At 73.6% G+C, this 26111-nt stretch carries 24 protein-coding genes; 14 read left to right on the forward strand and 10 right to left on the reverse strand.

What is annotated here, in order from left to right:
* The first annotated feature begins 31 nt into the window (after window positions 1-31).
* The 3 genes from AB5J51_RS35065 to AB5J51_RS35075 all read left to right on the forward strand — a co-directional run bounded on the left by AB5J51_RS35065 (window position 32) and on the right by AB5J51_RS35075 (window position 2421).
* Window positions 32-1267, forward strand: coding sequence for a cytochrome P450 (locus tag AB5J51_RS35065; RefSeq protein WP_369779512.1), 1236 nt, complete (start codon window positions 32-34; stop codon window positions 1265-1267).
* Between the two features lie 71 nt (window positions 1268-1338).
* Window positions 1339-1587, forward strand: a complete 249-nt coding sequence (locus AB5J51_RS35070) for a hypothetical protein (RefSeq protein ID WP_053787568.1) — start codon at window positions 1339-1341, stop codon at window positions 1585-1587.
* 141 nt (window positions 1588-1728) lie between these two features.
* Window positions 1729-2421 carry an RraA family protein gene (locus AB5J51_RS35075; protein ID WP_030295776.1) on the forward strand — a complete coding sequence of 231 codons (693 nt, stop codon included), beginning with the start codon at window positions 1729-1731 and terminating at the stop codon, window positions 2419-2421.
* 28 nt (window positions 2422-2449) lie between these two features.
* Here AB5J51_RS35075 and AB5J51_RS35080 read toward each other — a convergent pair whose 3' ends face one another.
* Window positions 2450-4000 (reverse strand): alpha/beta hydrolase, encoded by a 1551-nt coding sequence (locus AB5J51_RS35080; RefSeq protein ID WP_369779514.1) that lies wholly within the window; start codon window positions 3998-4000, stop codon window positions 2450-2452.
* Between the two features lie 324 nt (window positions 4001-4324).
* On the opposite strand from AB5J51_RS35080, the gene AB5J51_RS35085 reads away from it, so the two are divergent.
* Both AB5J51_RS35085 and AB5J51_RS35090 read left to right on the forward strand, forming a co-directional pair.
* The gene (locus AB5J51_RS35085) at window positions 4325-6163 is read left to right on the forward strand and encodes a hypothetical protein (protein ID WP_136223235.1); all 1839 of its coding nucleotides are present in this window, start codon (window positions 4325-4327) and stop codon (window positions 6161-6163) included.
* Between the two features lie 72 nt (window positions 6164-6235).
* Complete coding sequence (locus AB5J51_RS35090) at window positions 6236-7930, forward strand: AMP-binding protein (RefSeq protein ID WP_369779515.1); 1695 nt, start codon at window positions 6236-6238, stop codon at window positions 7928-7930.
* A gap of 21 nt (window positions 7931-7951) precedes the next feature.
* On the opposite strand, the gene AB5J51_RS35095 is transcribed toward AB5J51_RS35090, so the two are convergent.
* Together AB5J51_RS35095 and AB5J51_RS35100 are read right to left on the reverse strand one after the other, a co-directional pair.
* Window positions 7952-8278, reverse strand: coding sequence for a putative quinol monooxygenase (locus tag AB5J51_RS35095; RefSeq protein WP_053787641.1), 327 nt, complete (start codon window positions 8276-8278; stop codon window positions 7952-7954).
* Between the two features lie 88 nt (window positions 8279-8366).
* Window positions 8367-9110 carry an IclR family transcriptional regulator gene (locus AB5J51_RS35100; RefSeq protein WP_133898977.1) on the reverse strand — a complete coding sequence of 248 codons (744 nt, stop codon included), beginning with the start codon at window positions 9108-9110 and terminating at the stop codon, window positions 8367-8369.
* A 116-nt stretch (window positions 9111-9226) separates the two neighbouring features.
* Here AB5J51_RS35100 and AB5J51_RS35105 point away from each other — a divergent pair, with 116 nt between their 5' ends.
* Window positions 9227-9925: a hemerythrin domain-containing protein gene (locus AB5J51_RS35105; protein ID WP_369779518.1), complete on the forward strand. Its 699-nt coding sequence runs from the start codon at window positions 9227-9229 to the stop codon at window positions 9923-9925.
* Between the two features lie 9 nt (window positions 9926-9934).
* Here the strand turns inward: AB5J51_RS35105 and cynR are convergent, their stop codons facing one another.
* Complete coding sequence (cynR, locus tag AB5J51_RS35110; RefSeq protein WP_369779520.1) at window positions 9935-10822, reverse strand: transcriptional regulator CynR; 888 nt, start codon at window positions 10820-10822, stop codon at window positions 9935-9937.
* A 124-nt stretch (window positions 10823-10946) separates the two neighbouring features.
* Between cynR and AB5J51_RS35115 the strand changes: the two genes are divergently transcribed.
* Window positions 10947-11549 (forward strand): carbonic anhydrase, encoded by a 603-nt coding sequence (locus AB5J51_RS35115; RefSeq protein ID WP_136223243.1) that lies wholly within the window; start codon window positions 10947-10949, stop codon window positions 11547-11549.
* A gap of 44 nt (window positions 11550-11593) precedes the next feature.
* Window positions 11594-12064, forward strand: coding sequence for a cyanase (gene cynS, locus AB5J51_RS35120; protein WP_369779522.1), 471 nt, complete (start codon window positions 11594-11596; stop codon window positions 12062-12064).
* Here cynS and AB5J51_RS35125 read toward each other — a convergent pair.
* A complete protein-coding gene (locus tag AB5J51_RS35125) occupies window positions 12061-13011 on the reverse strand; it encodes a DUF5937 family protein (RefSeq protein ID WP_206310653.1) in 951 nt (316 codons plus the stop codon). The two genes, cynS and AB5J51_RS35125, sit on opposite strands and share 4 nt — an antisense overlap.
* A gap of 111 nt (window positions 13012-13122) precedes the next feature.
* On the opposite strand from AB5J51_RS35125, the gene AB5J51_RS35130 reads away from it, so the two are divergent.
* Window positions 13123-14028 (forward strand): aldo/keto reductase, encoded by a 906-nt coding sequence (locus AB5J51_RS35130; protein WP_053787560.1) that lies wholly within the window; start codon window positions 13123-13125, stop codon window positions 14026-14028.
* 58 nt (window positions 14029-14086) lie between these two features.
* Here AB5J51_RS35130 and AB5J51_RS35135 read toward each other — a convergent pair whose 3' ends face one another.
* Complete coding sequence (locus AB5J51_RS35135) at window positions 14087-14734, reverse strand: hypothetical protein (protein ID WP_369779523.1); 648 nt, start codon at window positions 14732-14734, stop codon at window positions 14087-14089.
* 133 nt (window positions 14735-14867) lie between these two features.
* Between AB5J51_RS35135 and AB5J51_RS35140 the strand changes: the two genes are divergently transcribed.
* The 5 genes from AB5J51_RS35140 to AB5J51_RS35160 all read left to right on the forward strand — a co-directional run bounded on the left by AB5J51_RS35140 (window position 14868) and on the right by AB5J51_RS35160 (window position 19109).
* On the forward strand, window positions 14868-15545 hold the full coding sequence (locus AB5J51_RS35140; RefSeq protein ID WP_053787558.1) for a response regulator transcription factor: 678 nt from the start codon (window positions 14868-14870) through the stop codon (window positions 15543-15545).
* Entirely contained in the window at window positions 15538-16977 is a 1440-nt protein-coding gene (locus AB5J51_RS35145) for an ATP-binding protein (protein WP_369779525.1), read from the forward strand. The genes AB5J51_RS35140 and AB5J51_RS35145 overlap by 8 nt, the downstream gene beginning before the upstream one ends.
* 167 nt (window positions 16978-17144) lie before the next feature.
* Window positions 17145-17372 (forward strand): hypothetical protein, encoded by a 228-nt coding sequence (locus AB5J51_RS35150; protein WP_053787557.1) that lies wholly within the window; start codon window positions 17145-17147, stop codon window positions 17370-17372.
* A complete protein-coding gene (locus tag AB5J51_RS35155) occupies window positions 17369-18295 on the forward strand; it encodes a sigma-70 family RNA polymerase sigma factor (protein ID WP_053787556.1) in 927 nt (308 codons plus the stop codon). The genes AB5J51_RS35150 and AB5J51_RS35155 overlap by 4 nt, the downstream gene beginning before the upstream one ends.
* Complete coding sequence (locus tag AB5J51_RS35160; RefSeq protein ID WP_369779527.1) at window positions 18279-19109, forward strand: hypothetical protein; 831 nt, start codon at window positions 18279-18281, stop codon at window positions 19107-19109. The genes AB5J51_RS35155 and AB5J51_RS35160 overlap by 17 nt, the downstream gene beginning before the upstream one ends.
* Window positions 19110-19174: 65 nt before the next feature.
* Here the strand turns inward: AB5J51_RS35160 and AB5J51_RS35165 are convergent, their stop codons facing one another.
* The 4 genes from AB5J51_RS35165 to AB5J51_RS35180 form a co-directional block, all read right to left on the reverse strand.
* Window positions 19175-20443: a serine hydrolase domain-containing protein gene (locus AB5J51_RS35165; protein ID WP_369779528.1), complete on the reverse strand. Its 1269-nt coding sequence runs from the start codon at window positions 20441-20443 to the stop codon at window positions 19175-19177.
* A 46-nt stretch (window positions 20444-20489) separates the two neighbouring features.
* Complete coding sequence (locus AB5J51_RS35170) at window positions 20490-21332, reverse strand: NlpC/P60 family protein (protein ID WP_369779529.1); 843 nt, start codon at window positions 21330-21332, stop codon at window positions 20490-20492.
* A 190-nt stretch (window positions 21333-21522) separates the two neighbouring features.
* Complete coding sequence (locus tag AB5J51_RS35175; protein WP_369779530.1) at window positions 21523-25404, reverse strand: helix-turn-helix domain-containing protein; 3882 nt, start codon at window positions 25402-25404, stop codon at window positions 21523-21525.
* A 176-nt stretch (window positions 25405-25580) separates the two neighbouring features.
* Window positions 25581-25946, reverse strand: coding sequence for a hypothetical protein (locus AB5J51_RS35180; protein WP_030295809.1), 366 nt, complete (start codon window positions 25944-25946; stop codon window positions 25581-25583).
* Between the last annotated feature and the right edge of the window lie 165 nt (window positions 25947-26111).

Consider the following 26111-nt stretch of genomic DNA (forward strand, 5'->3'; position numbering starts at 1 on the left):
GCCGGCAGCAGACAAGGAACAAGGACAAGGAATGACCGCGCAGATGACCCCGAACGCAGCAACCGACACCACGCCAGCCCTCCCGTGCCCGTTCGACGGGTCGTTCGCCCGCGACCCCCACGCCGTCTACGCGCGCCTGCGCGCCGCCGGGCCGGTGCACCGCGTCGCGCTGCCCGACGGCTCCCCGGTCTGGCTGGTCACCCACGCGTCGGACGTACGGGCCGGACTCGCCGACCCGCGCTTCTCCGTCAACAAGCGCCATTCGACGACGGGGTTCAGCGGCTTCTCCCTCCCGCAGGCCCTCGACAGCAACCTCCTCAACATCGACCCGGAGGACCACCTGCGGCTGCGCCGCCTCGTGTCGAAGGGCTTCACCGCCCGGCACGTCGAGCTGCTCCGGGCCGGCGTCCAGGACTCCGTCGACGAGCTGACCACCCGGCTCGCCGACCGGATCGCCCGCTCCGGCGAGGCGGACCTGGTCGCCGAGTTCGCCAAGCCGCTGCCGCTGCGGACCATCGGCGCGCTGCTGCACGTACCCGCCCCCGACCAGGACCGGTTCTCCGGCTGGATCGCCACCATGCTCGCCCCGCGCTCGAAGGAGGAGCTGGTGGCGGCCATCGGCCACGTCCACCGGTTCCTCGTCGACCTGGTGGCGCAGCGGCGCGCCCGTCCCGGCGACGACATGCTGTCGAGCCTGATCGCGGCGCGCGACGAGGAGGACCGGCTCACCGAGGACGAGCTGGTCTCGCTCGCCTTCCTGATCCTGATGGCCGGCAGCGAGACCGTCCAGCACGTCATCTCCGGCGGGGTCCTCACCCTGCTCACCCACCCGGACCAGCTCGCCGCCCTGCGCGCCGAACCCGCCCGGCTCCCCGAAGCCGTCGAAGAGCTCCTGCGGTACGCAGGCCCCAGCCAGACGGCGGTCCGCCGCTTCCCGACCGAGCCGGTGGAGATCGGCGGCGTGCGCATCCCGGCCGGTGACACGGTCCTGTTCTGTCTGGCCTCGGCACACCGCGACCCGGCCCGCTACCCGGACCCCGACCGCTTCGACATCGGCCGGGAGGACAAGGCCCACCTCGCGCTCGGCCACGGGCTGCACTACTGCCTCGGCGCGCCGCTGGCCCGCCTGCAGATCACCCTCGCGCTGGGCGCGCTCCTCGACCGGCTGCCCGGTCTCCGCCCGGCCCGCCCCGTGGCGGAGCTCCCCTGGGCGAGCACGTTCCGCTTCCACGCCCTGCGCGCCCTGCCGGTCACCGCGGACCTCTAGGGGGTGTCGGGGCGGGGACGGGGCCGCGTCGTCCGGATGCGGCCCCGCCCGTCCCGGCGGAGGCTGGGCCCATGCACCACGCGCCGATCCTCGTCCACCCGATCGCCCCGGCCGGCGGCCGCCGGGTCTCCCTGCGCGCCGACGGGCAGGACACGGTCCTCGGCACGGCCTTCAACGACGCCGAGGTGATCGAGTTCCTGCGCCGGGCCGGCGTACCCGATCCCGACGAGGCGGTCCTCGGCGGCTCGGCGCTCGTGGAATGGCAGGGCGACGAACCGCACACCTACGAGGCGGAGCCCTCGGACACCGACATCCCCTGAAACCGACATCCCTGACACCGGCATCCCGTGACGCCGCACCTTGGGCGGCCGGGAAGGCACCATGGGGGTGGTGGCTGACCCGAGCCGTCCGTTCGGAGGATCCGGGAGATCCGGGAGATCCGGGAGAGAAGGGGAGACGGCATGCTGAAGGCCTTCACCGACCTGTCCACGCCGCTCGTGGCCGATGCCTGCGTCCGTACGGGCGTGCCGCTGCGCGTGGCACCGCCCGGCATCCGCGCGGTGCTGCCGGAGCACCGGGTTGCGGGACGCGCGCTGCCCGTACGCCACTACGGCAGTGTCGACGTGTTCCTGGAGGCGTACGGTTCCGCCGAGCCGGGCGACGTCCTGGTCATCGACAACGGCGGACGGTCGGACGAGGCCTGCGTGGGCGATCTCGCCGTGCTCGAGGCCGAGACGGCGGGCGTGGCGGGCCTCGTGGTGTGGGGGCTGCACCGCGACACGCCCGAGCTGGCCGAGATCGGTCTGCCCGTGTTCAGCTACGGCAGCTACCCGGCCGGGCCCGTACGGCTGGACGAACGCGAGCCCGAGGCGCTGGTCACCGCCCGGTTCGGGCCGCATCTGGTGGGCGGCTGGGACTTCGTCTTCGGCGACGCCGACGGCGTGCTGTTCGTCGCCGCGGACCGGGTGGAGGAGGTACTGGACACCGCGCTCCGGATCCGGGAGACCGAGCGCGAGCAGGCCCGCCGGATCCGCTCGGGCGACACCCTGCGCAGCCAGACGGCGTTCGCGGACTACCTGGTCCTGCGCGAGGCCGACCCCTCGTACACCTTCCGCCGGCACCTGCGCCGGACCGGCGGCGCCATCGAGGAGTGACGGCGCCGCCGTACCCGGCTGCGCGGGATCATCCCCGCGCCGCCGGGCACGTGGTGTCGTCGGAGGGCAGGGTGCCGTCCAGCAGGTAGCCCTCGACGTGGGCGTCGACGCACGCGTTGCGGTTCTGGAACTGCCCGTGGTCGCCGCCCTCGACGGTGACCAGGCGCGATCCCGCCAGGCCCCGGTGGGCGCGTACGGCGGCCTCGTAGTACGTCGCCGGGTCGTTCTTCGAGTTGAGCATCAGCACCGGCGGCAGGCCCTCGCCGGTGACCTTGATGCGCGGAGCCTTGGAGCGCGGCCAGTTCGCGCAGACCGCCGCGTACGTCAACTCCCTTGCGCCGGCCAGGGGGTGGGTACGCGTGGCCTGGGCGCTCTCCCGCACCCAGTACCGGCTGTCGCGGTTCCACGGGGTGTCGCCGCAGGTGACTGCGAAGTAGTCGGCGACGAAATCGGCGCTCATGAGGTGCTTCAGCCGCCCGGCGACGGCCTTCCTCGTCTCCGCGGGCGCCTGCTCCGGATGCTCCAGGAAGCCGAGGAGCGAGGCGAGGTCCGCGAACTGGTCGGCGTTGTAGAGGGCGTTCGTGGCCGCTGCGTCGAGGTGGTTGGGCGTGATGACGGTCCCCTCGACGTCGAGCGGCCGGTCGTGCAGCGCGGCCCGCAGCCGCTCGTACGAGGCCTGCGCCTCCCCGGGGGTCCGCCCCCGGTGGTAGGTGGCGTCGTTCTTCGCGAGCCACGGGAGGAAGTCCTGCTCGAACCGGCGCTGGAAACTCATCGGCTGCCCCGTCAGGAAGGACTGCCAGTCCCCGGTGAAGTCGATGTTGCTGTCGAGGACGGCCCGTTCCACGCGGCGGGGGAACTCTGTCGCGTAGTACGCCCCGAGGAAGGTGGCGTACGAGGGCCCGTAGTACGAGATCTTCTCCTCCCCGAGCAGCGCCCGGTACAGGTCCATGTCGTGCACGGCCTGATCGGTGGTGATGTACGGCAGCAGTCCGCCCGAGTTGCGCTCGCAGTCCCGTACGAAGTCCCGGGCGCGGTCGAAGGTCCGCCGGACGGCGGCCGCCGACCGGTCGCGCAGGTCGGCGACGCCGCCGAACATGGCGTCGACCGCGTCCTGGTCCGCGCAGACCACCTTCGTACTCGCGCCCACACCGCGCTGGTCGAAGCCGACGATGTCGTACGCGTCCGCCAGCTTCGGGCTGTACGAGGCGAGCCGGGCTGGCCGGGGGAGCCCCGAGGCCCCGGGTCCGCCGGCCGCCATCATGAGGACGCCCCGGCGCCTCGCCGGATCGGCCGCGCGGTGCCGGGAGACGGCGATCGTCAGGCTCGGCCCGGAGTCCGGGTGGTACCAGTCCCGCGGCACCGACATCGAGGCACACTCCAGCGAACCGCCCGTACAGGGCTGCCAGTCGAGCTGCTGGTGCAGGTACCGCCCGGGTATCCGCGGGCTCCCGCCGTCCGGAGCCCCGCCGCCCGCGCCGGCGGCCGCGGCGCCCGCGTGGCCGACGGGCAGGACGGCGGCGGCGAGCAGCCCGCAGGCGGCGGCCGCGAGCCATCGGGCAGGCTTCTTGAACACGTGCATGTCTGAACTCCCCCTGGGGTCCGGCAGGTCCCCTCGATCGTCCCGCGCAGGCTCCCCGCACTCGATATCCCTGGCATCCGCATCCGGGGTGGCAGCAGTGCCACCCCACGAGGCGGCCCGGGCCACGGCGGAACGGGCCATGTCGCAGAGGTGACGCAGGGTTCGATGCCAGCACCCGGGGGAGGCTTTGCCTCCGCCCGGGGAGTCCGTAGCAGAACCGATACTTCAAGCCTCTGTGACGTGTATCGCACGCAGCGCTACATTTCCCACGCCCCGCAGCCGCGAGGCGGTGCCGCGCGTGCGGCCGGGGGAGAGGCATCGACGATGGGCTCTGGAGTCTTCGCGAAGCTGGGCGGTGCGGTCACCGCCAAGACGGCCGCCGTGGCGGCCGCGGGCGCCCTGGTGGTGTCCGGTGCGGTGGGGGCCGGCGTATGGGCGCTCGGCGGCGGCCCGCAGCTGGCGGTCGTCCAGCGCAGCGTCTCCGTATCGGTCGCGGCGGGTGGCGAGCAGTCCGCGGTCGCCGCCTGCCAGGCCCACGAGAGGGCGCTCGGCGGCGGGTACGCGATCACCGGTACGGGATTCGCCACGAGCAGCCTCTTCGTGGGCGATGCCTGGCTGGCGGCCGCGTACAACCCGGACACCGCGCCGGCCACGCTCACTTCGTACGCGCTGTGCGTCAATGCGAAACCCGAGTTCCTCGGCGGCATCGGCTGGACCGAGCAGGCGCACGCGTTCCACGACCGGGGCAACAAGATCACCAGCGCCAGCGGCGGCGGGACCATCCACGACCTCACGACCGACGGGCCTTTCGCGGACACGGCCGAGCACGCCACCGCCTGGCCCTCGTGCTCCGGCGACTTCACCCCGGTGGGCATCGAGTTCCGGGCGGGCCGCACCGTGTCGGGCCGCGCCGTCGCGCCGGCCCCGCTCGACAGCCTGACCACGAAGTCGGCGGGGGCAGGCGTCACCAAGCCCGTGCCGAAGGTCGCGCTCAACCCGGGCACCCGGCTGAGCACCGCCGTGTTTGCGCTCCGCTCGTCCGAGTTCATCACGCACCAGACCCGGATCGAGGACCCGCAGCCACCGGAGGCGAACTACGCGGTCGCCGTCCGTCCGATCTGTGTCCGGCTGAAGAACGTGTCCGTGGCCACCGCCAAGGTGGCGGTGGCCGCCGGCGGCAGCGCGGACGCGGCCGTGTCCTGTCCTAAGGGGAGGCTGATCGTCGGCGGCGGCTTCCAGTTCCCCGCCGACAACGAGTCGGGCGCCTCGGAGGCTCCGACGCGCTTCTTCGGCGACGGCTGGCTGTACGCGCCGACCCATGCGCCCGCGGCGGCCGGTGAGCCCACGGGCGCCAAGGTGAAGGCCTGGCACGTCACCGGCCGGAACCAGCAGAAGGCCGGTGCCGTCTACCAGAACTCGGTCTGGATCGAGCACAGCGACCGCGAGACGCTCACCGGCAACGGCTACTTCGACACGCACCGCCGCGGCCCGGACGACCAGGAGCTGCACGTCTCGCCGGTGCCGGACAGTCAGGAGCTGGTGGCCAGCGCAGTCTGCGCGAAGATCGACGCCAAGCCCACCGAGCCGGCCAAGGCCCCCGCGCCGCCCGCCGTCACCCGGCCGGAACTGCCGCACGCACTCGACCCGCTGCCGGGCGCGACGGGTGACACGGGCTCCGCGTCGCCCTCGGCCTCTGCCCCGACCCCGGGCGCCTCGCCCACGACGAGCCCGACCGCCCCGCCCGGTACGTCTCCCACGCCCGGCAGCCCCAACAGCCCGGGAACCCCGACGACGGGCCGTCCCAGCCGGCCGGCCACCCCGTCGCAGAGCGGTTCGCCGACCCGGCAGCAGCCGCAGGCCCCGGCGGTGAGCATCCAGCAGCCCGGTGCCGGAGGCCAACTGCGGCGCGGTTGCGAGGAGTCGTTCGCCGGGACGGCCCGGACCCGCCCGGGCAACGAGCCCGTCACCGACCCGCAGTACACGAGCTGGCGGATCAACGGGCCCAACGGTCCGATGACGCTGGGCGCGGGCGCGTCGGGGCGCTTCCTCGTGCCCCTGCTGCCCGACGGAACGTACAAGCTCGTGTTCAGCGCCACCGATCCGGCGGCCGGGCTCACCGGCAGCGCGGAGATCTCCGTCAGGATCGTGGGCTGCCTGCGCTGAAGGCCGAACGGGGAACACCCTTCGGGGGGACCGGCGGTACGAGGGTGGTCGGGGATCCGGGCGGAGAGGATCATGAGGAGGGCGCCGGCCCGCCGGGCCCCGCCCCGCCACCGAGTTCAGGAGGTACGTGTGTCTGCCGCGTCGAGCACCGCGTCGTCGAGTTACGCATCCGGGGTCTTCGAAGTGCCGCTGCTGGGCGACACGATCGGCGAGAACCTGGACCGCACCGTCCGCCGGTTCCCCGACCGCGACGCCCTCGTCGACCTCGCCGCCGGGCGCAGGTGGACGTACGCGGAGCTCGCCGCCGACGTCGACGCCCTCGCGCTGGGCCTGCTGGACCTGGGCATCGCGAAGGGGGACCGGGTCGGCATCTGGGCGCCGAACCGTGCCGAGTGGACGCTGGTGCAATACGCCACCGCGAAGATCGGCGCCATCCTCGTCACCGTCAACCCGGCATACCGCTCGCACGAGTTGGAGTACGTCCTGAGGCAGTCCGGGATCCGGCTGCTCGTCGCGGCGGAGCGCTTCAAGACCTCCGATTACGCCGGGATGATCGAGGAGGTGGGCCCGCACTGCCCGGAGCTGGAGTTCACGGTCCTCCTGGACGGGCCGCGGTGGACGGCCCTGCTCGACCAGGGCCGCCGGGGCGATCCGGCCGACCTCGTCCGCGCCGGAGCCGAGTTGAGCCCGGACGATCCGGTCAACATCCAGTACACCTCGGGGACCACAGGCTTCCCCAAGGGTGCGACCCTGTCGCACCACAACATCCTCAACAACGGCTTCTTCGTGGGCGAGTTGTGCCACTACACCGAGCAGGACCGGGTCTGCATCCCGGTGCCCTTCTACCACTGCTTCGGCATGGTCATGGGAAACCTCGCCTGCACCAGCCACGGCGCGGCGATGGTGATCCCGGCGCCGTCGTTCGACCCGGAGGCGACCCTCGCCGCGGTCGAGGCGGAGTCCTGCACCTCCCTGTACGGGGTCCCCACGATGTTCATCGCCGAGCTGGCCGCACCCGGCTTCGACGCGTACGACCTGTCCAGCCTGCGCACGGGGATCATGGCGGGCTCGCCCTGCCCGGTCGAGGTGATGAAGGAGGTCATCCACCGGATGGGCATGCGCGAGGTGTCCATCTGCTACGGGATGACGGAGACCTCGCCGGTGTCGACGCAGACCCGCGCCGACGACTCCGTCGAGCGCCGGGTGTCCACCGTCGGCCGCGTCGGACCGCACCTGGAGGTCAAGGTGGTCGATCCGCAGTCGGGGCGGACCGTGCCCCGCGGCGAGCCGGGGGAGCTCTGCACCCGCGGCTACTCGGTGATGCTCGGCTACTGGGGCGAGCCGGAGCGCACCGCCGAGGCCGTCGACGCGGCGCGCTGGATGCACACCGGCGACCTGGCGGTGATGGACGAGGACGGCTATCTGAGCATCACCGGCCGCATCAAGGACATGGTGATCCGCGGCGGGGAGAACGTGTACCCGCGGGAGATCGAGGAGTTCCTCCACGCCCATCCGGACGTCCTGGACGTCCAGGTCATCGGTGTCCCCGACCCCAAGTACGGGGAGGAGCTGATGGCGTGGGTGCGGATGCGCGAGGGGGCGCAGCCGCTGACCGCGGCCGCCGTCCGCACCTTCTGCGAGGGACGGCTGGCCCATTTCAAGATCCCGCGGTACGTGCACGTCGTGGACGAGTTCCCGATGACCGTGACCGGGAAGATCCGCAAGGTCGAGATGCGCGAGGCGGCCGCCCGGCTGCTGGAGGCCTAGCAGCCGGGCGGCCGGCGCGGTTCAGTCGCGGGGAGACAGCTCGGCCATGGCGCTCCAGCCCTGGCCGGGCACCTCGACGTGGATGATCTCCGGCGTGCCGGCGATGGCACCCGCGAGGGTCTCCATACCGGCCTTGAAGTGGTCGGACGCGACATGGGCGGCGCCCGCCTCGGCGTCGGTGAAGGCCTCCAGGAGCGTGTACTTGTTGGGGTCGTCGACGCTGCGCGACCAGTCGTAGAAGAGGTTGCCCGGCTCGTTGCGGGTGGCCCGGGTGAAGTCGTCGACGAGGGTGAGCCAGTTGTCGCTGTGCTCCGGACGGACGTCGAACCTGACGGCGATGAAGATCATGCCGACCAGCCTGGCAGGCCCCCGCGGGCCGCGCATCCCCATCGCGCCGTGTTTCCGGCAGGGTCGGAAAACCTGCGCGCCGGGCGGCTCAGGCGCAGTCCGCGGCAGCCTGCGCGAGCGCGGTGCGGATCTGCTGCGGGCGCCGCCGGAACTCCTCGGTCGGCAGCGACACCGACAGGGCGTGCACCGCCTCGCCTTCGTCCCCGCGCCCGCGCGGCAGGGCGACGGCCAGGCAGGAGTACGAGGGATCGGCCTCCCCGACGGAGAGCGCGAACCCTTGTCCCCGGACCCGCGACAGCTCCGCCTCCAGCAGCTCGGCACTGGTGATGGTGGCCCCGGTCAGGCGGGCCATCCCGTGCTCGGCCAGGTACCGCCGCCGCAGCGGCCGGGGCAGCTCGGCGAGCAGTGCCTTGCCGTGCGCGGTGGCATGCGCCCGGGTCTCCCGCCCGGGCGTGAACGGGTTCGCCGCATCCGTGACGGGGGCGGTGGTGTCGACGACGGTGATCAGGCCGCCCCGGTAGGCGGTGTGGTACGCCTCGGCGCCGGTGGCGCGGCGCAGCCGGGTCAGCAGATCGGCCATGCGCGGCGCGGGCTCCAGCTGCCGCAGGAGGCTCCGCTGCAGCCCTGGAATGTGCGGTCCCAGCACGTACCCCTGCGCGGTGCGGACGAGGTACCCGCGTTCGGTCAGCGGGGCCAGCAGGTGGTAGGCGGTGGACAGGGAGCATTCCGTCCGGCGTGCCAGCGCCTTGGCGCTGACGGGCCCGGCCGCGTCGGCGACGGCGTCGAGGATCGCCAGCGCGCGGTCGACGGACTGCGGACCGGTGGGCGGCATGCTGGGTTCTCCCGAGGTGGTGCGTGCACGGATCCCCCGAGCCTATGGCGCAGCGGACGGGCGGCGTTCATCGAACGTTGACCGGACGCAGAGGGGGAGCGCGCACAGTCGTGCGCATGGACAGCGAACACGACGCCCGCGCGGGGCGGTACGACCCTGCGGCGGCTGCGGATCTCACCGGTATCCGGCTCGCCCACCGCGCGATCCTGGCCGACATCGAGCGCCTCGCCCGGCTGCTCGCCGCTCTCGCCGCGGCCGCGGAACCGGCCGGACCCGCGAGGGCGGAGGCCGTCGCCCGGTACGTGCACCGCTACCACTCCGTCGTACGCGGTCACCACCGCGGCGAGGACGAGATCCTGTGGCCGGTGGTCCTGGACGCCGTACCCGACGCGGCCGACGCGGTGGCCGGCATCGTGCGCTTCCTCCACGACCACGAGGCCCTCGATGCGCTCCAGGCCGCCTGCGACGCGGCCGCGGACCGCTTCGCCGCGGAACCGGGCCGGCACGCCCGGCGGTTGGCCGGGCTCCTCGCCGACCAGCGGGACCTGCTGGCCGAGCACATCGAAGCCGAGGAGCGGCACGTCTTCCCGGTCATCGCCGCCCGGGTGCCCGGCGCCGCCTACGCCGCCGCGGAGGCGCGCATCCGCAGCGCCGACCGGTCCGCCGACCCGGTGTGGGCCCGTGCCTGGCTGCTGAGCCACGCCACCGAGGACGAGGCCCGCCGCCTGCTGCCCGGCGCCGTCGCGAACCCGGCCGCCCTGGAACCCCTGCTGCAGGAGTACGCCGCCGAAGTGGCGCTGGTGTTCGCGGCCTGACCGCGGGTTTCAGCCGTCGGCCCACTGCCGGGCGAGCGAGGCGAAGGCGCGGGCGGCGGCGCTCTCGTACGCGCTCTCCCGGCGCAGGAGGACCACGGTCCGCGCCGGGAGGGCGGGGACGAGGGGGACGGGGTGCAGCGGGGTGTGGTCGCGGGTGACGGCGTCGGGGAGCACCGTGGCGAGCCCGGTGCGCCGGACGATCTCGGTGAGGGCGCTGATGGAGTTGGCCTCCACCGCGATCGGCGGTTCGATGCGGTGCCGGTGGAAGTACGCGTCGATGTGGGCCCGCGTCGCGAAGTCGCCGCTGAGCAACGCGAGCGGGCACGCGGCGAGTTCGGACACCTGAAGGGGCTCGGTACGGCCGGCGTGCGGGTGGGCGGCGCCGACCACCAGGCAGAGCGACTCGGTGAACAGATCGGTGGCGCCGACGCCGGGCAGGTACGTGCTCTGGAAGGCGATCCCCAGGTCGACGGCATCGGCCAGCAGCGCTGACTCCAGCCGACTCTGCGTCATCTCCTCGACGGTCAGGGTGATTCCGGGGTGCCGGGCATGCAGTTCGGCGGCCAGCGGGCCCAGCAGGTACGCGGTGAAGGTCGGCGTCATGGCGAGGCGCAGGCTGCCGCGGGAGAGGTCCGCCACGTCCAGGACGGCCCGCTCGGCGGCGGCAAGGTCCTGGAGTGCGCGGCGCGCGTACGGGAGGAAGGTCGCGCCCGCGTCGGTCAGGCGTACGGCGCGCCCCGTACGGTCCAGCAGCTGGACCCCCACGGTCCGCTCCAGCTGCCTGATCTGCTGCGACAGCGTGGGCTGCGAGACGTGCAGCTCCTCGGCGGCGCGGGTGAAGCTGCCGTGCTCGGCCACGGCCAGCAGATAGCGGAGATGGCGCAGTTCCAGGGGCATGAGCGCAAGTATAGATGTCACCAATAGCGATCATGAATGACGCGTCTTGGACACTATAGGTACAGGTCATGCAGGGTGGAACTCGTCAGCCCGACCAGGGCGGGCACCACCGAAGGGAGTGACCGTGCAAGACCTCGCCGAGGGCGTCGCGCACTTTCAGCAGGACGTCTTCCCGGCCAAGGCGGAGCTCTTCGCCCGCCTGGCGACCACCCACCGGCCGCACACGCTCTTCATCAGCTGCTCCGACGCCCGTGTCGTCCCGGAGCTGATCACCCAGCGGGAACCGGGCGAGCTGTTCGTCATCCGGACCGCCGGCAACCTCGTACCGGCCCACGCGGACGGTGCCCGGACCGACGGCGCCGACGGCGTGACGGCCGGCATCGAGTACGCGCTCGCCGTCCTGGGCGTCCGCGACATCGTGATCTGCGGACACTCCGCCTGCGGCGCGATGACCGCACTCGCCGCGGGCCAGGACCTGACGGAGCTGCCCGCCGTCTCCCGGTGGCTGCGTCACGCGGCGCCCACCGGGGCCCCGCACGGCGAGGTCGACGTGCTGATCCGGAACAACGTCGCCCTCCAGCTCGCCAACCTCGCCACGCACCCCGCGGTCGCCCGCGCTCTGGCCGGGGACGCCGTCACCCTGCACGGCTGGGTCTACGACATCCCCACCGGCGCGGTCGAGCGGATCGACCCCGCCACCGGCCGGCCCGCCGCCCTCGCAGCCTGATCCGCCCCCTCCCCACCCACTCCACCCCTGAAAGGGAACCTCCCGTGATCCACGCCCAGTTCGACCCCACCGCCCGTCAGGCCCTGGCCGCCGCCGCCGTCGAGGCCAAGATCCGCAAGGACCTCACCTGGCAGCAGATCGCCGACGCGGCCGGCCTGTCGGTCGCCTTCGTCACCGCCGCGGTGCTGGGCCAGCACCCCCTGCCGGCCGCCTCCGCCGAGGCCGTCGCCGAGCTGCTCGGCCTCGACGCCGAGGCCGTGCTGCTCCTGCAGACGATCCCCAGCCGGGGCTCGATCCCCGGCGGCATCCCCACCGACCCGACCATCTACCGCTTCCACGAGATGCTCCAGGTCTACGGCACCACCCTCAAGGCCCTGGTCCACGAGCAGTTCGGCGACGGCATCATCAGTGCGATCAACTTCAAGCTGGACGTCAGGAAGGTCGCGGACCCGGAAGGCGGCGAGCGCGCCGTCATCACCCTCGACGGCAAGTACCTCCCCACCAAGCCGTTCTAGGCGGAGGCGTCGAGGAGGGTCTCGGCGACCGCGGTGCGGGCGTACAGCACCGAGCGGCCCGCCCTGTGCGCGCTGACCAGGCCCGCGTCGCGCAACGCGGTCAGGTTCCGGGACACCCCGGCCGCCGAGAGCCCCGTACGCCGGGCCAGCTCGGTGGTGGAAGCGGGCGCCTCGAGCTCCGTCAGCAGCAGGGTCCGCGAACGGCCGAGCACGGCGGCGAGGGCCTCGGCCTTCCCGGCCGGCGGCCGCGACGCCCACAGCGCACCCACCCCGCGCGCCGGATACGCGAGCTGCGGGGGATCCGGCGGCGTCATCCGGGTCAGCAGGCCCGGCCCGAGGAAGGCCGAGGGAACCAGCAGCAGTCCCCGGCCCGCCGTCTCCCGGGACAGGGGCCGGGTCCTGCGCACCAGGCGCAGGGCGTTGTCGTCCCACTGCACCGCACTGTGCAGCTCGTTGATGACCTGGCCCGCGCCCTGCTCGGCGGCCTGCCGGGCCCGGTGGAAGACATCGGCCTCGAGCACCGAGCGGATCCGTGCCCAGTACGGGGCGAGCGCCAGCTTCCAGTACGCCTCGATCTCCTCCGCCAGCCGGGGCAGCCGGGCCTGCGGGTCCGCGTACAGGGCCCGTGCCCGGGGGCCCAGCGCGCCCTGGTGGTAGCGCAGGTGGTCGAGGTTGCGGCGGACCGGTTCGGCCGGAGCGGCCAGGACCCCGGCCAGCTCCGCCGCCAGCGCGGGGGCCGGTCCGGCGGGCGCAGGGTTGAGGAAGTGGGGCACGTACCCCTTGGGCGGGATCAGCTCCGCGAGCCAGCCGCGGTCCAGCCCCGCGGCCGTCAGCCGGGGCCTCACCTGCTCCGCCCACGGCCGGTACACGGGCGAGGCGGCGCCGTCGTTCAGCAGCCGCCGGAAGCTGGTCACCACCTCCCACAACGGCGAGACGGCGAACCGCATCTGGGCCAGATCGCCCGCCGAGAACGCCAACTCCGCCAGCGGGACCACCCCTTGGATTCACACATGCCCGAATCAATGGCCCCGAGCCTACTGCGCGGAGATCATTCCGGCATGACCTCTCGGACGATCACCGCGGCCGCCTCGGGCACCTGGAAACTCGGCGACCTCGAAGTGAACCGCATCGGCTTCGGCGCGATGCGACTGACCCAGAACGGCCCGGCGTTCGCCCCCGGCGCCGCCCCCAGCGACCGCGGCCGCGCGATCGGCGTGCTGCGCCGCGCCGTCGAGCTCGGCGTCAACCACATCGACACCGCCGCCTTCTACTTCTCCCCGCTGCGCTCCGCCAACGAACTGATCAACCAGGCCCTTGCGCCGTACCCGGACGATCTCGTCATCACCACGAAGGTCGGCCCCGGCCGGGCCCTGTCGGGGGAGTTCCTTCCGCACGCCACCCCCGGGCAGCTGCGCGGCCAGGTCGAGGAGAACCTGCGCCAGCTCGGCCGCGACCACCTCGACGTGGTCAACCTGCGCATCGTCGGGACCGATTCGATCGCCGAACGCTTCGGCGCACTGGCCGAGCTGCGCGAGGCGGGACTCATCCGCCACCTCGGCCTGTCCAACGTGCGGCCCGGACACCTCGCCGAAGCCCAGGCCATCGCGCCGGTGGTCTGCGTGCAGAACCTGTACGGGATCGGCGCCCCGCCCGAGCAGGAGGCGTTCCTGCGCACCTGCGGCGAGCAGGGCGTGGCGTTCGTGCCGTTCTACTCGATCGCCGGTACGGGACGCGAAGCGGGCGCGAGCGGCGCCGAACACGAGGCGGTGCTCGCCGTGGCCCGTGCCCACGGGGTGGGCCCCGCCGAGATCCGGCTGGCCTGGACCCTGCACCGCGGACCGCACGTCCTGGCCATCCCGGGAACCGGCAACCCGGACCACCTCACCGCCAACGTGGCCGCCGGCGCCCTGCGCCTCTCCGCCGAGGACCTCGCCGTGCTGGACTCCGCCGGTCCGTCCGTCTGACGGACCGGCGTACGGCCGTCCGCCCCGCCGCGGCGGAACGGACGGCCGGGGTGCCAGGTCAGCGGAGACCGAGCGGTCCCTTCCCGACGACGGTGTTGCCGGTGACCGTGCCGTCGGCGCCGGCCAGGGTCACGGCATGCCGGACCCCGTCGGGACCGAGGACCACGGCCAGCCAGGCGCTGCCGCCGCCCTGCTGCGCGACGGCGCGCAGCGCCTCGACCTTGCCGCCTTCCACGGCGGCCGTCGCCTTCTCGACGGCCTGGGCCGCCGGCAGCGCGGGCAGCGGCACCGGGGCGCCCTTGGCTGCCCCGTCCGCCCGGCCTCCCGGACCACGGCCGCCCGGTGCCCGGCCCGACAGACCGCGGTCGCCGTCGACGACCTCGGGCTCGCCGCCCTTGCGCAGCTTCGGGCCCATCGGTCCCATCGGGCCGTCCGCCGGCTGCCCCGCACGGCCGTGCTCACGGACCTTGGCGGCGAAGCCGCCCCGCACGTGCTCCCGGTGGCCGTGCTCGGCAGCCGCCACCGCCACCGCCCCGCCGCCGATCAGGACGACCAGCCCGAGGGCGACCCATCGCGTACGCCCCTCACGGGCCAGCCGGACCAGCCGGCCACGGCGACCCGCCGCCGTACCGGTCGCGGTCGCGTCGGCCTTGGCCTCGCCCGGGCCCGCGGGCGGCTCGGGGGGCTGGGGACTGGACTGAGTCATCGGCATGCTCCTCGCGTTCTCCGGGCACTCTGCCCGGCTCGGCAGAGTCTGCGCGGCGGATGCTGAAGCCCCGCTGAAGCAGGCTGAAGACCTCTTCAGCAAGCCGCCGACGCGACCTGAGAACCTTGTCCCCATGCGCGTACTGGTGGTCGAGGACGAACGGCGGCTCGCCGCTGCCCTGCAGCGGGGTCTGCAGGCCGAGGGCTTCTCCGTGGACGTCGCCCACGACGGCCCGCAGGGCCTGTGGCTGGCCGCCGAGCACGACTACGACGCCATCGTGCTCGACATCATGCTGCCCGGGCTCAACGGCTACCGGGTCTGCGCCCGGCTGCGCGCGAGCGGCTGCGAGTCGGGGATCCTGATGCTCACCGCCAAGGACGGCGAGTACGACGAGGCGGAGGCCCTCGACACCGGCGCGGACGACTTCCTCTCCAAGCCCTTCTCGTACGTGGTCCTGGTCGCCCGGCTGCGCGCCCTCATCCGGCGCACCGGCCGCCGCAGCCCGCAGGTCATGGAGTTCGGCGACCTGGTGATCGACCCGGCCGGCCAGCGGTGCACGCGCGGCGGTACCGAAGCACGGCTGACCTCGCGCGAGTTCGCGGTCCTCGTGTACCTGGCCCGACGGGCCGGGGAGGTCGTACCCAAGCGGGAGATACTGGAGCACGTCTGGGACGCCGCCTACGAGGGCGACCTGAACGTCGTCGAGGTCCACGTCAGCGCCCTGCGCCGGAAGATCGACGCGCCGTTCGGCCGGGCCGCAGTGGAGACCGTCCGCGGCGCCGGCTACCGGCTGGCGGCCGACGGTGGCTGAACCGGAGACCGGCGCCACCGTCCGGTCCTTCAGCGGTGGCCGCCTGCGCATCCTCCGCCGGATCCGCGACGCGGCGCGGCGCGTGCGCCCCCGGTCCGTCCGCGCCCGGGCCACGCTCGGCGCCTCCACCGTGGTGGCCCTCGCCCTCGGCGCCGCCTCCTTCGCCCTGCTCGGGATGCTGGACGGCAACCTGATGCGGGGCGCCCAGGCCGACGCCGAACGGCAGGCCCTGTCCACCGCCGGGCTGGCGGCCGCGGGCCGGCTCGACACCGTACTGGCACCCGGGCGCGACACCGACTTCCTGCAGGTCGTCGATGCCGAGGGCCGCGTCCTGGCGGCGAGCCCCAACCTCGCCGGCCGCCCCGCCCTCTCCCCGGCCCGCCCGGGCAAACCCGGTACGGTCCGCCGCACTTGGAAGGAGGGCCCGGCCCGCGGCGACCGCCGCCACCGCGTCGTCCAGGTCACCACCGTCACCGGGGAGGGACTGGTCACCGTCTACGCGGGGACCTCGCTGCGGCAGGCCGACGCCGCCGACGACGTCATCACCGGCGCGCTGGCCGTCGGGGTACCGCTGCTCGTGCTCACCGTCGCGCTGGTCACCTGGCGGGTGACCGGCTGGGCGCTGCGCCCCGTCGAGGCGATCCGCGCCGAGGTCGCCGAGATCAGCGACCGCGACCTGCACCGCCGGGTGCCGGTACCGCGCAGCCAGGACGAGATCGCCCGGCTCGCCGCCACCATGAACACCACACTGGACCGGCTGGAAGCCGCCGGGATCCGCCAGCGCCGGTTCATCGCCGACGCCTCGCACGAACTGCGCAGCCCGATCACGGTGCTCCGCACCCAGTTGGAGGTCGCCCAGGCCCACCCCGATCCGGCGCTGTGGGGCGAACTGGTCAGCGGTGCCCTGGAGGACACCGTGCGGCTCCAGGACCTCGCGGCCGACCTGCTCCTGCTGGCCCGGCTGGACACCGGGGAACCGCCGCCGGCCGCGGCCGTCGACCTCGCGGACGTCGCCCGCGAGGCGGCCCGCTCGCGCAGGCGGGACCGGATCCCCGTCGACATGGAGATCGTCCCCGAGGCCGTCGTGCGCGGCAGCACGCTCTGGCTCTCCCGGCTCGTCACCAACCTGCTGGACAACGCCCAGCGCCACGCCGACCGGCAGGTCGGGCTCCTGCTGAGGGTCGACGCGGCCCGGCGTACCGCCGTGCTGGAGGTGCGCGACGACGGGCCGGGCATCGCGGCCGCCGACCGGGAGCGAGTCTTCGAGCGGTTCACCCGCCTCGACGACGCCCGCAGCCGTGACGAGGGAGGCACGGGCCTGGGCCTGGCCATAGCCCGCGACATCGCCACCCGGCTGGGCGGCTCCCTCACGGTCGAGGACGCCCCGGCCGGCGCACGTCTGGTGGCCCGCCTTCCTCTGGACACCGCCTGAAGCGGGCGGTTTTGCGGTTCTGATTGTTCCCCGTTCTGCTTTTTTCGCACCTGCCCATCTCTGTTCACTCCATGCTTGCCTCGGCTCTCGAAGGGGGGCGCCAGCAACGCCAGAGCCGCATCCCGAACAGACATCAACCATGGCGCAAGCAGCCAGAGGACGGCGCGATGAAGAACAACCGGATGATCGTCACCGTGGTGGCGCTCTTAGCGATCTTCGCCTTCAGTGTGGTGATGGTGGTGGCGGGACAGCCCGTCGCAGCCATCACCGCCCTGATCCCGTCGGTCGCGCTGGGCGTGCAGCAGATCGTGCAGGCGGGCACGGGACTTGCGGAGAGCCGCCGCGAGCGGCCCTCCGTACAGGTGCCCGACGTGGACGAGGAGCCGCGGCGATGAACCTCCACTCGGCACCCCAGGACGTTCCCCAGGGCCGGAGCGGCAAGCCGGGCCGCCGGCTGGGACCCATCGTCGAAGGCACCGGCCCGGCGCACCGCGCCTGGCTCGAGCCGCTGCGCGACGCCGTACACGGCAGGGGAGTGACGCTGGACGAGCTCCAGGCACGTACCGGCCGGGACAAAGGGCACATCTCCGAACTGCTGCGGGCCGTCGGACGCTACCCGCGCTGGGTCTTCGTCCGTACGGTGCTCCTCGCGCTCGAACGGCCCCGCCTGCCGTACGGCACGATGCGGCTCCGCTGGGTGATCGCGGCCCAGGACGTCGGCAAGCGCACCTCGTGGATCAAGGACTGCCTCCACGAGGGCGGCGCCCGCCACCACACCGCGGCCGCCTCGGCCCCGCTGGACTTCCGGGCCTTCCAGCAGATGCACCGCCCGCACTACACCCGCTACGCCTCGGCGTTCCTGCGCCGGAGCGGCCTCGTCGAGAAGGCGGTCGACGACGTCTTCACGCTCCTGCTCATGCTGTGGCACGACGCGCTCGCCAGTGAGAACCCCGAGCGGTTCGCATGGCCGATACTGCGCCAGACCGTGCTCGAACGCGCCCCGAAGGAGAACGGCCGCCCCTCGCTCGTGGAGGCCGCCTTCGACACGGTCGCCCTGGACCTCGCCCGGGACCCGATAGGCCAGGTCGAGGAGTCCATGGCCCTGTTCCGGGCCGTCGGGGAGCTCCCGCCCGTGCAGCGCGACGTCCTCGTCCTGCTGTACCTGTGCGGACTGGAAGAGGCCCGGGTGGCGGACGAACTGGGCGTCTCCCTCGCCTTGGTACGGTCCACCGCCCGGCACGCCAAGCGCAATCTGCAAGCCGCCCTGTACCCGGACACCACCACCGAGGAGGGGGTCTGCGGTGACCTCGACCATTGACCAGCTGCTGGGCCGCGCCCGGCTCCACGCCACCTCGCACGCACCCGCCGACGTCACGGACATCGGCTGCGCACCGCACCGCCAGGCGGGCGCCTGGGCGCCCGACGCGGCGGCGGGCGAACCGCACAGGGGCATGCGGGGAGCCGCCCGCGACCTCCAGGCCCTGTGCGAAACGGCCGTCACGGCAGCCGCCGTCGCCGCACTGGGCGATTTCCTCACGCACAAGCTGCCCCAGCCCTCCGGTGCCCGCGTCCTGGGCTGCATCCTGCTGCTCACCGACGCCGAGGACGCCGCCCGCTTCTGGTGGCAGTACGCCGCCGGCGCCGGAGACTCGATCGCCTCGTACTGCCTGTACCTCCACCACCTCGCGCTCGGGGAGAACCACGAAGCCGTCTGGTGGCGGCGCCAGACGACCCCGGCCGCCGCCCGGCACGCGGCGGATGCACCGGATGCGCCGGACACGGCGGACGCACCGGACACGGCGGACGCGCCCGACGCACCGGACGCGGCCACCGTGGTCTTCGACGGGGCGGAGCGGAACCTCGCGGCCGATGCGAGCCTGCCCACCACCCTGCGGGTCCTGCGGGCGCTGCGGCCCGGCGGAGGCGCGTCGAAGCGCGGCTCGAGCACCGTCAAGGCCGTCATGGACTACGTCTCGGCCGCCGTCAGCTACGTCGACGACGATCTCGAACTGGCGCTGCCCGACCCGGACTTCACGGACCGGATCCGCGCCCTGACGGCGGCCGCCGCCCGCCCGGCGCGCCCCGGCCACCGGAGCGCGCCCCGCCTCCCGCCCCGGCTCCGGGCCACCTGACCGTCACCGCCTGGAACAGAGGTGCCGCTCGGCAGGGGACCGCCGAGCGGCACCGGCCGTCGGGGTCAGCGCGAGCCGTGCTCCGGGAGGTCCTGCTCGGCCGGGGCCGAGGTCAGGGCCGGGAGCAGCGCGAAGCCGCGCGGGGCGGTGGCGGCCGCAGGCGGCCTCTTCCCGCAGAACGCGCCCTCGAGCGTGCCGCCCAGGGCCGTGTTCGCCTCGCCCTTGTTCGAGGTGTTCGCCACCGCGGCGAGGCTGCGCTTCCCGTCGCGGGTGGCGAAGGCGTACGTGTAGAAACCCTGGACCGTGCCGGTGTGCCCGTACACCGAGGTCCCGCACGACAGGTCGTAGCGGCGCAGCCCCAGACCGTAGAACCGGCTGTTCGTGGTGTCCGTCGGGGTCATGGCGAGCATGGCGTCCAGCATGCGGGGCGCCAGCAGCTTCCCGCCGAGCAGCGCGGACACGAAGGTGTTCAGATCGGCCGCGCTCGAAATCACCGCACCGGCGGACTGCGCCCAGGACGCCGTCTGCTCGGTGGAGTCGACCAGCGGTGCCCCGGCCTCGTCCGGGTGGAGGTAGCCGTGCAGGTGAGCACCCTTGATCTCGGTCGAGGGGTGCACGTACGAGGTGTTCCTGAGCCGCAGCGGCTTGATGATGCGGCGCTCGTACTCCTTGGCCACGCCGTGTCCGGCGGCCTTCTCGATGAGCATGCCGACGACCACGAAGTTGGTGTTGGAGTACTTGTACGAGACGCCCGGCTCGGTCGTGCGCGGTTCGCGCAGCGAGAGCGCAACCAGATCCTGGTAGGCGAAGACCTTGTTCCGGACGGCCTCGAAGCCGGGCACGGTCCGCTCGAACATGGCCTCCGTGTAGTCCGCCAACCCGCTGCGGTGGGTGAGCAGATGACGCACCGTGATCCGGTCGTCGGGCAGCAGGCCGGGCAGGTAGCGGTTCACCGGGGCGTCCAGGCTCAGCTTCCCCTCGTCCACCAGCTGGAGCAGGACGACGCCGGAGAACGTCTTGGTGACGCTGCCGATCCGGAAGCGGCTCTTCGGGTCCATGGCCGCACCCGTGGTCCGGTCCTGTACGCCCACCGCACGCGTCAGCGGCGCACCGGATCCGGTGATGCGGACCATGGCGCCCGGCGCCCCGGCCGCGGTGGTGTTCCTCAACGCCTGGGTCACGGCCTCCATGTCGGGCTTCGGGGCGGGCACGGCGGTCTGAGCCGCCCGGGCCGGGAGCGGGGCCGCCGCCGCCCGGGCGGCGGTCGCGGGCACCACACCGGCGACCACGGCGAGCAGGGCGGCGGCGAGGGCCAGGCGTCGGTCGAGAGGCATGCGCACGTTGATCCTCAACTACGGAGTGACGGGAAAGGTTTCGCGCTCAGAACGTGCAGGTGGGGACGTTGTCCAGCCATGCACCGCCCTGGATGTAGATGTTCGTGACCCACGCCTTGTAGTCGGGCAGATAGGACCAGGCGTCGTTGGTGTAGCCGTCGGAGGTGACCTTCTCCGCGTGCTTCTGGCACTCGACGCGGATCGTCGTCGGCCCCGGGAACGCGTAGACGCGCGCGGCCCCGGTGGACGGCCGCTCCTTGGTCCACACACCGGCGCCCCAGGTCCGGAACACGTGCCCGGTCACCGGGCCGGGGTCGATCCGCACCGCCCCGTGGTAACCGCTGTTCAGCCGGACGTCGCTGACCATCAGTTTCGTACCGGACTGCCGGGCCTCCGCCATCTTGCCGGCGCCCAGGTAGATGGCGATGTGGTGCAGGTCCTGGGAGGTGCCCCACACCAGCAGGTCGCCGGGGAGCAGCGGGGCCAGGCCGTCGGCCGCGGTGAAGCGTCCGGCCGCGTGGTGCGTGTAGTACTGGGCGCCGGCGACCCCGTTGAGGATGTCCGACCCGGTGGCCTCGGCGTAGGCGTGGCGGACCAGCCCCGAGCAGTCGAAGCCGAGCCGCTCGGGATCGTGCTCGCTGGCCGGATCCGTGGGGTCCACCTGCCCGTACGTGGGCCCGGGCTGCGGACCATGGCCGCCGCCCCACGTGTACCAGACGTCGGCGGAGACCTGCGCACAGGCGGCGCCGACGGCCCGCTCGGCGGTGGCGGACGCCCCCGGGGCCAGGACCCGGCACGAGCCGTCGGCGGCCGCCGCCGACGCGGGGGGCCACAGGAGGCAGACCAGGAGGGCGATGAGTGTGCCGATGGGACCGGACCGGCGAAGCATGCGGGATCCTCGTTTCTCGTTGCCGTGCGGATGCACTGCTGGGAAGCCGTGGCGAAGCGTCGTGGTGCGGGCGGCCGTTGGCGTGTGCACCAGACGGAACGAGCCTGCGGGCCGCGGCCTCCCCGAGTCGAGGTCCCGGCGGCACCCCACCCGGACGGGCAACGGGAAACCCCCGGGAAACCCCCGCCCGTCAGGGCTCTTCGGCGCACCGCGCCGCCCCGTCGCCTGCGTGCAGCCGGCAGATCTCCGCCAGCCGGGTCCGGACGTCCGGGTTCCACAGCCGCACCGTGCCGTCGTTGCTGCTGCTGGCCACCGTCCGTCCGTCGGGGGAGAAGACCACGCCCCACACGGCGCTGGTGTGGCCCGTCAGCGCGGCCCACAGCCGCCGCCCGGCCAGGTCCCAGAGCCGCACCGTACGGTCGTTGCCGCTGCTGGCCAGCGTCCGGCCGTCGGGGGAGAAGGCGATACCGCGGGCGGAGCCGGTGTGGCCCGCCAGCACGGCCTCGGCATCGAACCGCCGGGCGTCCCAGAGCCGTACGGTGCCGTCGTTGCCACTGCTCGCCAGCGTCCGCCCGTCCGGGCTGAACGCGACGGCCCGTACCGCACCCCCGTGGCCGGTGAGCGTGGCCAGCGGCCGCCGTCCGGGCACGTCCCACAGACGTACCGTCAGATCGTCGCCGGCGCTCGCCAGGGTGTGGCCGTCCGGACTGAACACCACGTCGTTCGCGAAATCGGTATGGCCCGTGAGCGTGCCCAGGGCCGTACGGGATGCCACGTCCCACAGCCGGACCGTACGGTCGGAACCTGCCGAGGCCAGCAGCTTCCCGTCCGGGGAGAAGGCCACCGCGAACACCGTCCCGCTGTGACCGGCCAGCGTGCCCAGCGCCGTTCGGGAACCCACGTCCCACAGCCGGACCGTCCCGTCGGAACCGGCCGAGGCCAGCAGCTTCCCGTCCGGGGAGAAGGCCACCGAGAACACCGTTTCGGTGTGGCCCGCGAACGTCGCGACCACCCGCCGCCCGGCCACGTCCCACAGCAGCACCGTGTGATCGGCATCGGCCGTGGCCAGCAGCTTCCCGTCCGGGCTGTACGCGGCGTGCCAGATCTCCGTGAACGGGCGCGAGGTCAGGACCGGACCGCGCAGGTCCCAGAGCACCACCGACTGGTCGAAGGCCGCGGTGGCCAGCATCGTGCCGCCCGAGTCCACCGCGACCGCCAGCACGTAGTCGGTGTGTCCGGCCAGCGTCGAGGTCAGCCGGCCGCTGCGCACGTCCCACAGCCGGGTGGTGCCGTCACCGCTCGCGCTGACGACCGTGGCGCCGTCCGGGGTGTAGGCGACCGCGTTGATGTCGTCGTTGTGGCCCGTCAGTGTCGCCGCCGTACGGCCTCCGGCCACGTCCCAGAGCCGTACGGTCCGGTCGACGCCCCCGGAGGCCACCGTCCGCCCGTCCGGCGCGAACGCCACTCCGAGCACCTCGCCGGTGTGTCCTTCGAGGACGGCGAGCTGACGGGCCGCCACCGGGTCCCACAGCCGTACGGTCTGGTCGGCGCCCGCCGACACCAGCGTCCTGCCGTCCGGCGCGTAGGCGAGGGCGTTGACCCTCCCGGTGTGGCCGGGCAACGCCGCCGCCGCGCCGCCGCCCGCGGGATCCCACAGCCCGACCGTCCCGTCGGCGCCCGCCACGGCGAGCGTGTGCCCGTCGGGCGCGAAGGCCAGCGCGCGGGCGTCCGCGGTCTGCGCGGGCAGCACCGCGCGTTCGTGGCCGTCCGTGTCCCACAGCCGTACCGGACCGTCCGTGGACGTCGCCGCGAGGGCTCGGCCGTCGGGGGAGAAGGCGACCGCGCGCACCCGGCCGGGCACGGTCAGGGTCACCGTCGTCCGCCGGTCCGCGACCCGCCGCAGCAGCACCTTCCCGTCGGAACCGCCCGTCGCCAGCAGCCGGTTCCCCGGGGCGAACGCCACCGCGTTGACCGGGCCGCTGTGCCCGTCGAGGCGGGCGAGGAACGGCTGGGCCTGGGTGCTCAGCAGCGCGCCCCGCGCCTGTGGCGTCGCCTCGGTGCGGTACGCCTCCTCGGCGAGCCGCATCGAGGCCTCGGGCTGACCCGCCGCGAGGGAGGTGGACTGCACGGCGAGGGCCTGTGAACGGGCGATGCGCTCCTGGCCGAGCGCGCCCGCCCGCTGCTGGTACGCCAGCGCCCCGGCGGTCAGGGCCAGGGCCAGCAGGCCGCCGAGCATGGCCAGCATCCGCTGCTGGAGCCGGACCTGGCGCCTGGCCTGCATCCGCCGGGCCTGCTCCGCCGCCTGGCTCGCGCGCAGGAAGGCCGCCTCCCGGGGGCTGAGCCGGCTCTTGCCGTCGAGCTCGTCGGCCCAGACGCGGGCGCTCTCCAGCCGGGCGCCGCGGTACAGGACGGACGGATCGCGGCCCTCGCGCTCCCACTCCTCGGCGGAATGGGCCAGTTGACGGTGGACCAGCAGCCCGTCCCGGTCGGCGTGGATCCAGCCGCGCAGCCGCGGCCAGGCGTGCAGCAGGGCCTCGTGGGTGATCTCGACGGTGTCGCTGTCCATCGTGATCAGCCGGGCCCGGACGAACGCGTCGAGGGCAGCCGCCGCCCGGTCCGCATCGGCCAGCTGCTCCATCAGTGCGGTCCGGTCCGTCCGCCGCCGCGTCGCCCCCGTGCCGTCGGCGACGTGGACCAGCGCCATCAGGATGCGGCGGATCGTCCGCTGCTCGGCCGGGTACAGGCGGGCGAACACGCTCTCGGCCGTGTGCGCGACCGCGCCCTGGATCCCGCCCGTGTCCTCGTACCCCGCGACGGTCAGGGTCGCCCCCTCGCGCCGCTGCCAGGTGGCCATCAGTGCGTGGGACACCAGCGGCAGCGCACCGGACGGCGTGTCACCCGGCCCGCCCGCCGGGGTCGCGGTCCCGGGCTCCTCGCGCAGGCCGGCGTCACGCAGCAGCAGGGGGACCAGGCCCGCCTCGAGCGTCAGCCCGGCGAGCTCCGCCGGGCGCGTGATCGACTCGCGCAGCTCGGCCACGGACATCGGGGGCAGGACGAACAGCCCGTCGGTGAAGACCGAGGCCAGTTCCGGAACGTCCAGGCAGCTCCCGGAGAAGTCGGCCCGGACGCCGAGCACCACGACGGCCGGGTCGGGCGCCGTCGGCCCCGGCGCCGATGCGGCCAGGGCGCACAGGACGCGGACGAAGCCGCGCCGCTCGTCCTCGTCGGAGCAGAGGGTGAAAAGTTCCTCGAACTGGTCGACGAGCAGAACCGGCCGGACGGTGGGCAGCCGGTGCTCCCCGGACGGCGCAGGGGTGTCACCCGCCAGATGGCTGACGGCCTCGAGCAGCCTCTCCGGCCGGTCCCGCAGCTCCCCCACGGTGAGGCCGAGATCGCCGCCGAGCACCTTCGCGGTGCAGTCCAGCAGCTCCTGGAGCGGATGCGCGGTCGGTGTGAACCGTACGACCGGCCAGCCGTCGGCGCCCGCCATCGGGAACCCGCCGGTGCGCCGCAGGGCCGGGACGAGACCGGCGCTGAGCAGGGACGACTTGCCGGCGCCCGACCGGCCGACGAGCATCAGCGGCCCGCTGCCGATCCGTTCGAAGACCCGCTCGACCAGTGCGGCGGTCACCCGGTCGCGGCCGAAGAACCGGCCCGCGTCCCGCGAGGTGAAGGCGGCGAGGCCGCGGTAGGGGCACTCGCCGGCCGACCGGGGCCCGGCCGCGAGGCCGGCGCCGGGGCGCTCCCCGGGGCCCGATCCCGCCCGGGCCCTGGGGACTTCCGCCTCCGGGACCAGCCGTAAGAGGGAGCCCCCGGCTTCCAGTACCTGGTCGCAGCGCAGCGCGACGTCGCGGGTGACCCGCTTGGCGCCGGTCTCGATCTTGCTCAGGTAGCCCTTGCTGTAGTGCGTCCGGCGGGCCAGGTCGGCCAGCGACAGACCGCGCTGCACCCGCAGCTGCCTCAACCGGGCGGGAAAGGACGCGCCGGAGCCGTCGGTGGGCTCGACGGCCTCGGTCGCTTCAGGTGAATCGTGCTGGTGATCGGTGTTCCGTCCGCGGTCCGGATCCCCCACGGCATCCCCCATGGCACAGCGCGCCCAGGTTGTGAGATGGAAGGTCCCAGGCTACCGCGGGGGTCGGACGGCGGAGCACGCGTTCTGTCCGGCGTGGCGCAAAAACGCACAGCACAGCGGCCTTCCGGGGCCGCCGCGGCCGGCGGATCCGGAAGGCCGTGTGAACGGGTGCTCGGTTACGGCCGGTTGAGGGTGATGGAGTTGATCGGGCCGAGGTCGGCGTAGACGCCGGTCCCCTCGGCGATGCGGGACCCGCAGCCGGCGCCGTTGTAGCCGGTGCACAGGCTGGCGGTGGCGCCGCCGTACTGGTTGTTGAGGACCCAGTGGTTGCCGAACTGGTTGCTCAGGTTGTGGGCTCCGTAGCTGTAGAAGATCTGGCTCGGCTTGACGGCCGGGTTCTGGTTCTGCGGGTAGATGCAGACCGCCCCGTACGGACAACCGGCCCAGTCGTCGGCAGGCTTGGCGTCGGCCGCGCCGCCCAGTGCGACGACGGCCGCGGCGGCGGTGGCGAGCGCGGCGGCGCCGCGGATCATCTTGCGCATCTTGTCCCCCTGTTGGGTTGCCTCGGTGCTGACGTGCTGACGCCATCAGCCTTGCCCGGCTGCCCCCGGGGGTCGACGGGTTGCCCGTTGCCCATCGGCGGACCGACCGGGAAACCGCCCGTGACCTGCCCGGTCGCGAGACCGTGGTCAACTCGGCGGAGGCGG

The sequence above is a fragment of the Streptomyces sp. R33 genome, assembly GCF_041200175.1.
GTDB lineage: Bacteria > Actinomycetota > Actinomycetes > Streptomycetales > Streptomycetaceae > Streptomyces > Streptomyces katrae_B.